Raw genomic sequence first — 1,395 nt, 5'->3', positions numbered from 1 at the left:
TGCCGAATCCTGAACGAAAGAATGAGCTTTTTCAACAAATCTATTGACACTGTTCTCAATAAGCTCATGCAAGATGTTCATACTGAGAATTGCTGATAGGCAGAAGCCGCTTCAGCAACCAGACGTTCGATCGTGTAGTGTGGACTATCCCTGAAAAGACCTCTGGAATGATGGACATGACCCAAGGAGGACAACCCCATGAATGCCCATAAGCTAGCTGCAACTTTGTTGGAAGATGGGATTCTCGTCTTGAAAGGATTACCGTTTCATGCCGGGGATACCGTAGAAATCATTATTCTGGAGCAGCCCAAGGAACAGTCAGCATCCCCATCCCAACAAACCGAGTACCCTCTTCAGGGAAAACTATCTTATCGCTACGATGATCCGTTTGAACCTGCCGTACCTGTCGAGGATTGGGAGGTTTTGAAGTGATGGTGCTAGACACGCACATCTGGATTTGGTGGGTGCAAAAAGATAACAATTTAAGTTAACAAATGGAGTCTGACATCATGCCATCAGAACTCAATGAAGAAGATATTCTTATCTGTTGTGCGCTCCGTTTTGATGGTTATCAATACAATAACGATCATGATGTTAACGTTGAAGCGTTGATCCATGAATTCTTTGAAACCGGACAATGGCAAGGAACAGATGCAGAATGTCTCAGTGCTTTTTTCCATCTTCAGCGATCGCTGTTTAAGTGGGGTTTGGTTTATGAACCACGACATGGTCGATATTGGAGGGCATTTCGTGCGTTGTTTCTTCGGCTTTATGATGTTGACATTCCGATTCAATACCAGCTATCCAGTGAATACTCAAGATGGATGCTAAACTTTCAGCCCCGTCTTGATGAATGTGTTGCTATCGTGCGGCAGGTTCATGAACGTACCGCCTACGATGATCAGGCCAAACCTCAGTTCTGACTAGTTTAATCTTTATGACCTCAGGAAGCGATCGACTTATCCGTTCCCTTTCACCCGAAGAGCAAGCTGCCCTAGCCAAGAAACTTTTCTTGGACGGTGCCTACCCGTCTACCTCAGACATCATGACTCTGGCTCTCCAGGATGGCAGCTTCGACTTTCTCCACGACGAACCAGATCTCTATAGCCTTGATGATGGAGAACCGATTCCATGCCCTTAGCCAAAGGCGATCGTGTTTTAGTACCTTTTCCCTTTACTGACCTCAGCCAAACCAAGCTAAGGCCATCCGTAATTCTGTGGATCGATCCGAAGGTTACAGAGGCGTTGGGAGGCGTTGTAGCGTAATTCACGGGTAACGTCTACTAATCCATCCATCCCCAGCAATTCTCATTTTGACCAGTAGCTTGCCCAATCTGCCGAATCCTGAACGAAAGAATGAGCTTTTTCAACAAATCTATTGACACTGTTCTCAAT

General features: G+C 45.6%; 3 protein-coding genes and 1 pseudogene. All 4 read left to right on the top strand.

What is annotated here, in order from left to right; translation table 11 throughout:
* Positions 1-198: 198 nt before the first annotated feature.
* Positions 199-432, top strand: a complete 234-nt coding sequence (locus tag JUJ53_RS00200; protein ID WP_204149993.1) for a hypothetical protein — start codon at positions 199-201, stop codon at positions 430-432.
* A 77-nt stretch (positions 433-509) separates the two neighbouring features.
* Positions 510-923, top strand: a complete 414-nt coding sequence (locus JUJ53_RS00195; RefSeq protein ID WP_204149992.1) for a hypothetical protein — start codon at positions 510-512, stop codon at positions 921-923.
* 14 nt (positions 924-937) lie between these two features.
* The gene (locus JUJ53_RS00190; protein WP_204149991.1) at positions 938-1,141 is read left to right on the top strand and encodes a hypothetical protein; all 204 of its coding nucleotides are present in this window, start codon (positions 938-940) and stop codon (positions 1,139-1,141) included.
* Positions 1,132-1,227: pseudogene (locus JUJ53_RS25345) on the top strand (type II toxin-antitoxin system PemK/MazF family toxin); the annotation flags it as partial. The gene JUJ53_RS00190 and the pseudogene JUJ53_RS25345, both read left to right, overlap by 10 nt.
* Positions 1,228-1,395: the final 168 nt, after the last annotated feature.

It is taken from the genome of Leptolyngbya sp. CCY15150 (assembly GCF_016888135.1).
GTDB lineage: Bacteria > Cyanobacteriota > Cyanobacteriia > RECH01 > RECH01 > RECH01.
Note: the sequence above shows the minus strand (reverse complement) of the source record. Positions and strands in the feature narration are given on the sequence as shown.

What these genes read in the sequence shown, in the direction of transcription:
- JUJ53_RS00190 (WP_204149991.1), top strand. Translation starts at nt 938, where the DNA reads ATGACCTCAGGAAGCGATCGACTTATCCGTTCCCTTTCACCCGAAGAG.
- JUJ53_RS00200 (WP_204149993.1), top strand. Translation starts at nt 199, where the DNA reads ATGAATGCCCATAAGCTAGCTGCAACTTTGTTGGAAGATGGGATTCTC.
- JUJ53_RS00195 (WP_204149992.1), top strand. Translation starts at nt 510, where the DNA reads ATGCCATCAGAACTCAATGAAGAAGATATTCTTATCTGTTGTGCGCTC.